The organism is Kitasatospora sp. NPDC059599, assembly GCF_042735125.1.
Lineage (GTDB): Bacteria > Actinomycetota > Actinomycetes > Streptomycetales > Streptomycetaceae > Kitasatospora.
In genome coordinates, this window is the sequence record NZ_JBHWCL010000039.1 from 53,689 (window position 1) to 60,821 (window position 7,133).

The following is a 7,133-nucleotide window of genomic DNA, read 5'->3' on the forward strand; positions in this document are numbered from 1 at the left end:
CCCGGACGTGGTGCTGGGTTTGGTGCGTTCCGGTGGGGCGGCCCCGGCCCCCCTCGCTCACGGGGCCGCCCCACCGGTGGTCCTGTCGGGTCAGGCGAGGGTCGGGACGACGGCGTTGACCTTGTCGGTCAGCTCCTTCGGCAGCGGGACGTAGCCCTTCTCACCGGCCGCCTTCTGACCCGCGTCACTGATGGTGTAGGTCAGGAAGGACTTCAGGGTGTCGAGGGTGTCGGCCTTGTTGCCCTTGTCGCAGACGATCTCGTAGGTGACCAGGACCAGCGGGTAGGAACCCTCATCCTTGGTCGCGTAGTCGAGCTTCAGCGCCAGGTCGCTGCCGGTGCCGGCGATCTGGGCCTTGGCGAAGGTGTTGGCGGCGTTGGCGGCGGTGGCCTCGACCGGCTTGGAGGCGCCGGTGTTGATGGCGGCGCTCTTCAGGCTGTTGGTCTGGGCGTAGGCCAGCTCGACGTAGCTGATCGAGTTCTTGACCTGCTTCACCTGGGCCGCGACACCGGCGCTGCCGTTGGCCGACTGGCCGCCCTTGGCCGCCCAGGTCTTGCTGGACGGGTAGGTCCAGGCGCCGTTGCCGGCGGCGGCGAAGTACTTGGTCAGGTTGTCGGTGGTGCCGGAGTCGTCCGAGCGGTGGAAGGACTGGATCTCCGCGTCCGGCAGCTTGGCGCCCGGGTTCAGGGCGGCGATGGCCGGGTCGTTCCACTTGGTGATCTGCGAGTCGAAGATCTTGGCGGCGGTCGGGCCGTCCAGGACCAGGTTGTCGACGCCGTCGACGTTGAAGACCAGCGAGATCAGGCCGCCGGCCATCGGCAGGTCGATGCCCTGGCCACCGGTGCAGACCGCCTTGGTGGCGTCGACCTCGGCCGGCTTCAGGGCCGAGTCGGAACCGGCGAACTGGACCTTGCCCTGGGTGAACTGCTGGATGCCCGCACCCGAGCCGACGCCCTGGTAGTTGATGGTGGTGCCGGAGCAGGCGCCGCTGAAGTTGGTCTTCCAGACGTCGACCGCCGTGCCCTGGGCGGTCGAACCGGCGGCGATCAGCGAACCGGGCTTGCCGCAGTTGATCGCGGCACCGGCCGCGGCGGAGCCGCTGGAGCCGCCGGCCCCGGTCGTGCTGTTGTTGTCCGAGCCGCACGCGGCGAGCGACAGCGAGCTGACGAGCGCCATGGCACCGATCGCGAGGGCCTTGGAGCGGCCGTTCCGCTGGAGCTTCACTGGGTGTCCCTTTCTGTGGCATCGCCCGACGCGCGGACCGTACGAGTACGGCGGAGCGTGGGTCCTGCTGTGGTCCGGGGCCCGTTCGGCCCTCCGGTGGTCCCGAAGTTAGGCCGGAGAAGTGACACGACAGCCGGTCGCAAATGAACGGAGAGTGAACCTCGAAAGGATGGCAGGAAACTACGTCAGGTAGTAACGGTTGCGTCACGGCAAGGGCGCGGGGAGATCACTTCCACTGTTCCTCCACGGGCTTCGGGCCGGCCGTCCGCACCGGCTTCGCCCCCAGGATCACCAGCAGCGCATCGATCAGCAACCGGTCGTGGTCGTAGGTGAGCCGGGCACGGGCCTTCCCGGCCGGCAGCCACTCCATCCGGTCCACCTCGCGGTTGGGCCGGAAGGCGCCGTTGGACGGCACCGCCGCCCAGTACCGCACCTCCTTCGGACGGCCCTGCACCTGGTAGTGCTGGGCCGGCAGCTCCGGGCCGAGCAGACAGCGGAAGCCGGTCTCCTCCCACACCTCGCGCAGCGCCGCGTCGGCCATGCCCTCGCCGGGGTCGAGCTTCCCCTTCGGCAGGCTCCAGTCGTCGTACTTGGGCCGGTGGATCACGGCGATCCGCGGCCGCCCGAGCCGCCCGCTCTTCTTCGGCCGCCCCGGCAGCCACAGCACCGCACCGGCCGCCAGGACCACCGGGCCGCGGCCCGCCGCGGCCGTGCTCCCCGTCGCCCGCCCCGTTCCCGTGCGCCCGCCCACCTCAGACCGTCCTCGGCGCGACGGAGTGCCCCCGGGCCTCGACCGGGAACTCCGGCCAGCCGTCCGGGCCCGGCTGCAGGTCGGACCACCGGCGGCCGAAGGCGTACCGCGCCGACTCCACCTCCAGCCGCTGGTCGGCGTGCACCACGCCCAGCACGTACGCGGTCGCGGGGGTGATCCGCGGGGTGCGCGCCGCCGTGGCCGCGGTGACCGCGGCGTCGGCGGCCTCCTGCTGCCGGGCCAGCACCGCGTCCAGCTCGTCCAGCTCGGAGGACGGGCGGCCGCACACCTCCAGGGCGTACCGGCCGCGCTTCACCAGGATCCGCAGCCGGGCCCACGGGGCGTCGTCGGCCGCCAGCGCCGTGTCCGCGTCGACCGTGCCCCGGGCCGCCGGCACCGCGCCCAGCCGCCGCAGTCCGTTCCCGCCGTACGGCGTCGCGGCCCGGTGCAGCGGCAGCTGCTGGGCGGTCGCGGACAGCACGGCGAACGCGGCGGCCGCCTGCGGCAGCAGCACCGTCGGGGCCCGGCCGCCCGCCGGCTCCAGCAGCGGCGCCTCGCCGACCAGCAGCGTCATCCGGTCCGCCAGCGCGTGCAGCCGGGCCGAGCGGAGCTCCTGGAGCACCGTGGAGTGCGCCCTGGTCCTGGCCAGGGTGAGCTGCCGGTCCAGCAGCGCCCGCGCCTTGGGGGCGCCCGCGTGGCCGGCCAGCATGCCCGTCCCCTCCGGGTCGCTGCCGCTCAGCGAGTCCAGCGCGCCCAGCAGCCGGGCCGAACGCCGGACGTACCCGGGCTCCAGTGCCAGCAGGTTGAGCAGCCAGCGCAGCTCGGTGCGCGACTCCTGTGCCCACGTCTGCTCGAAGAGCGAGCCGAAGGTGTGCAGCAGCCCGCCGACCCGCCGCACGGCCCGCAGCAGGTCCGCGGTACCCACCGACGGGACGACCGAGGCCGCCCCGGGTCTGGCGCCGACCTCGCCCACCGCCAGCGGCAGGGCGCGCAGGAAGGCGCCGGCCTGGGCGGTGAGGTGGTGGGAAAGGATGTCCCCGGCGGTCGCGGTGGAGGCCGCCTGGGCCGTCATCGGCGCATCGGTCATGGCGTGGTAGATCCCCGTTCCCCCGGGGCCGTTCCCCGGGGCTGGTGGCCGACCGCCGGAACGACGGCCCTCGTGAGTGTCGAGGGCCGTCCGCTCCGGGGGCTTCGCATCAGTGGACGCGTCAGCGCGAGGTGGCGGCCCGACGGCGCTGGCGCGAGTCGATCAGGAGGTCCTGGACGTGCCTGAGCTGCCGGCTCTCGGCGTCCTGGGAGTGGCGGGTCCAGGCGCCGTCCGGGCCCAGGTGCCAGGACTCGGTCTCGTCCGACACCCCGAGGTCGATCAGCCCGGACAGCTCGGCGCGGTGCGCCGGATCGGTGATCCGCAGCAGCGCCTCGATCCGGCGGTCCAGGTTGCGGTGCATCATGTCGGCGCTGCCGATCCAGACCTCCGGGTCGCCGTTGTTGCCGAACACGAAGATCCGGGAGTGCTCCAGGAAGCGGCCCAGGACGCTGCGGACCCGGATGTTCTCGCTCAGCCCCGGCACGCCCGGGCGGATCGCGCAGATCCCGCGCACCCAGACGTCCACCGGCACCCCGGCCTGCGAGGCCCGGTAGAGCGCGTCGATCAAGGCCTCGTCGACGATCGAGTTGACCTTGAGCTTCACGTACGCCGGCCGGCCCGCCCGGTGGTGGGCGATCTCGTTGTGGATCCGCGAGACCAGCCCGTCCCGCAGGCCGCGCGGCGCGGTCAGCAGGCGGCGGTAGGACTCGCGGCGCGAGTAGCCGGAGAGCCGGTTGAAGAGGTCCGAGAGGTCCGCCCCGACCTGCGGGTCGGAGGTGAGCAGGCCGAGGTCCTCGTACAGCCGGGCCGTCTTCGGGTGGTAGTTGCCGGTGCCCACGTGCGAGTAGCGCCGCAGCGTGTCGCCCTCCTGGCGGACCACCAGCGACAGCTTGCAGTGCGTCTTCAGCCCGACCAGGCCGTAGACCACGTGACAGCCGGCCTCCTCCAGCTTGCGGGCCCACTTGATGTTGGCCTGCTCGTCGAAGCGCGCCTTGATCTCGACCAGGACCAGCACCTGCTTGCCGGACTCGGCCGCGTCGATCAGGGCGTCCACGATCGGCGAGTCGCCCGAGGTCCGGTACAGCGTCTGCTTGATCGCCAGCACGTCCGGGTCGGCAGCGGCCTGCTCCAGGAAGGCCTGCACCGAGGTGGAGAAGCTGTCGTACGGGTGGTGCAGCAGCACGTCGCGCTCGCGCATCGCGGCGAAGATGTCCGGCTGGGAGGCCGACTCGACGTCGGTCAGCCCGCGGGCGGTGCCCGCCACGAACTTCGGGTACTTCAGCTCCGGGCGGTCCAGCTCGGCGATCCCGAACAGCCCGGTCAGGTCCAGCGGCCCGGGCAGCGGGAAGACCTCCGCCTCGGTGATGTTCAGCTCCCGCACCAGCAGGTCCAGGATGTAGGGGTCGATCGACTCCTCGACCTCCAGCCGGACCGGCGGGCCGAAGCGCCGCCGCATCAGCTCCTTCTCCAGGGCCTTGAGGATGTTCTCGGTGTCGTCCTCCTCCACCTCCAGGTCCTCGTTGCGGGTGACGCGGAAGGCGTGGTGGGCCAGCACCTCCATCCCCGGGAACAGCTCCTCCAGGTGCGCGCCCATCACGTCCTCCAGCGGGACGTAGCGCTGGGGCGAGGCCTCCAGGAAGCGGGCCAGCGACTGCGGCACCTTCACCCGGGCGAAGTGCTTGTGCCCGGAGACCGGGTTGCGCACCACGACGGCCAGGTTGAGCGAGAGTCCCGATATGTACGGGAAGGGGTGCGCCGGGTCGACCGCCAGCGGGGTCAGCACGGGGAAGATCTTCTGCCGGAACAGCGTGTGCAGCCGGGCCTGCTCCTTCTCGGCCAGCTCCGGCCAGCGGACCACCTCGATGCCCTCGGTGGCGAGGTCCGGCAGCACCTCCTGCTGGAAGGCCGCGGCGTGCCGGGCCATCAGCTCGCGCGACCGGGTCCAGATCAGGTCCAGCACCTCGCGCGGCTGGAGACCGGACGCACTGCGCTGCGCGACACCGGTGGCGATCCGGCGCTTGAGGCCGGCCACCCGGACCATGAAGAACTCGTCCAGGTTGCTGGCGAAGATCGCCAGGAACTTGGCCCGCTCCAGCAGGGGGATCCCCGGGTCCTCGGCCAGCTCCAGGACGCGCTCGTTGAACGCCAGCCAGCTGCGTTCGCGGTCCAGGAAGCGCCCCTGCGGCAACGCTTCGTGCTCCTGCTCGTCCGCGGCCGGCAGCTCCGGCGGGATACCCAGCGCACTGGACATCCGGGCCGTCGGCGACAGCGCGGCAGAGACGGGGCGGGGGATGCTCATGGGCTCCAGCTCCTCCAGCAGCAGGACGGCGTCCGGACACGAATGGCTCTGCGGGCCGTCGCCCTCGCCCCGGACCGATGCCGGGAACAGCGCCCATCCACCGGGCGCGGTCCGTACAGGACCGGCCGACGAATGGCGGTCGACTCTGCACGAGCGAGACACTACGGACTTCATCCTGTGATCTTCGCGGCAGCAATTGAATCCACGGTAAACACCGCATGGCCAGGAGGAAAGCTGAGTCGGTCGGGGCAAGGGCCCGCGCCGCCCGGACGCTCACCCACGACCGCGCCGGCTCCCGCCCCCGGCCGCTCCGGGCCGACTCCGCCGCCCTCCTCGGACGGCCGGACCGTGGCGGGGGGAGACGGTCAGGCCGACCGCTTCTCCTGGTACCCGGCTCGGTACATGAGGTCCACCTCGTGAATGGTGAATCCCAGTCGTTCATATACCCGAACGGCGGCCGGATTGTCGGCATCGACGTAGAGAAGAACGGTTTCCAGTCCACGCTCGCCCGGACCGGAGCCGGTCAGATGACGCAGGCCCGCCGCGGTCAGCGCGCGGCCGAGGCCACTGCCCTGCTCCGCCGGGTCCACGCCCACCACGTACACCTCGCCGAGCTCCGGCTCCGTCGCGGTGGCGCCGTGCACCTTGGTCCAGTGGAAACCGACCACCTTGCCGTCGCGGGTGGCGAGGAAGAAGCCCGCCGGGTCGAACCAGGGCTCGGCGATCCGCTCGGCCAGGTCCTGCCCGGTCCACGCGCCCTGCTCGGGGTGGTGCGCGAAGGCCAGGGCGTTCAGCCGCAGCCACTCCGCGTCGTCCTCCCCCGGACGGAAGGTGCGGAGCTCGACGCCTGCGGGGACGGCCACCTCCTCGGTCTGCCGACCGGTGCGGCGCATCTGCCGCAGTTCACGGACCAGCTCGGCCCCGTACGCACCGGCCAGGTGGCGGGCCGCCGGGTGCCCCCCGTGCACCCAGAAGTCCACCGCGTCGTGCCCCGCCCGGTGGGCCTCCTCCAGGACGGCGTCCACCAGCGGGCGGGCCAGGCCGCGGCCGCGGGCGGCCGGGTCGACGACCAGCTCGGCGGCGGGGTTCCCGGCCGGGCCGGCGGTCGTGCCCTGCGGAACCTCCAGCTGGCCGTAGCCGAGCACGACTACGGAGCCGGACGCGGCCTCGACTTCGGATCCGGAGCCTGCTTCGGAGTCGGACCCGGCACCGGCATCCACAGCGGCATCGGTCTCGACCAGGTGGACGACGCCCGGCCGCGGCGTCTGCGCGGAACGCAGCCGGAGCCGGCCCTGCTCGGACACGGCGGCCCGGCCGTCCACCGCCTGGGCCTCCGCCAGCACGCGCAGGGCGCCGTCACGCAGCGCGGGGCGGAGCACGTCGTTCGTCATGACCGCTGTCTGATCGTCCATGCCCTGACGATACGTCACCGGAAACGCGAAAAGACCCCCTCCCGAAAGGGAGGGGGTCTTTTCTGAATGATTGTTCGGCGGCGTCCTACTCTCCCACAGGGTCCCCCCTGCAGTACCATCGGCGCTGTGAGGCTTAGCTTCCGGGTTCGGAATGTAACCGGGCGTTTCCCTCACGCTATGACCACCGAAACACTATGAAACTGTCAACCGCACACCCGAATTCGGGCGGGTCGTTGTTTCAGAACAACACAGTGGACGCGAGCAACTGAGGACAAGCCCTCGGCCTATTAGTACCGGTCAACTCCACCCCTTACAGGGCTTCCATATCCGGCCTATCAACCCAGTCGTCTACTGGGAGCC

General features: G+C 71.7%; 5 protein-coding genes and 2 rRNA genes. All 7 read right to left on the minus strand.

All coding sequences use genetic code 11. The annotated features are described in order from the left end of the window. Positions 1-90: 90 nt before the first annotated feature. On the minus strand, positions 91-1,224 hold the full coding sequence (pstS, locus tag ACFV04_RS16405; protein ID WP_380348960.1) for a phosphate ABC transporter substrate-binding protein PstS: 1,134 nt from the start codon (positions 1,222-1,224) through the stop codon (positions 91-93). Positions 1,225-1,450: 226 nt separating this feature from the next. Then, positions 1,451-1,975, minus strand: a complete 525-nt coding sequence (locus tag ACFV04_RS16410) for an NUDIX hydrolase (RefSeq protein ID WP_380348958.1) — start codon at positions 1,973-1,975, stop codon at positions 1,451-1,453. Position 1,976: 1 nt separating this feature from the next. Beyond that, positions 1,977-3,062, minus strand: coding sequence for a CHAD domain-containing protein (locus ACFV04_RS16415; protein ID WP_380529649.1), 1,086 nt, complete (start codon positions 3,060-3,062; stop codon positions 1,977-1,979). A 121-nt stretch (positions 3,063-3,183) separates the two neighbouring features. After that, positions 3,184-5,361, minus strand: coding sequence for an RNA degradosome polyphosphate kinase (locus tag ACFV04_RS16420; RefSeq protein ID WP_380348954.1), 2,178 nt, complete (start codon positions 5,359-5,361; stop codon positions 3,184-3,186). A 365-nt stretch (positions 5,362-5,726) separates the two neighbouring features. Beyond that, positions 5,727-6,773, minus strand: a complete 1,047-nt coding sequence (gene mshD / locus ACFV04_RS16425) for a mycothiol synthase (protein ID WP_380529651.1) — start codon at positions 6,771-6,773, stop codon at positions 5,727-5,729. Between the two features lie 72 nt (positions 6,774-6,845). Continuing rightward, positions 6,846-6,962: ribosomal RNA gene (gene rrf / locus ACFV04_RS16430) — 5S ribosomal RNA — on the minus strand. Between the two features lie 78 nt (positions 6,963-7,040). Further along, positions 7,041-7,133: ribosomal RNA gene (locus ACFV04_RS16435) — 23S ribosomal RNA — on the minus strand; the annotation flags it as partial.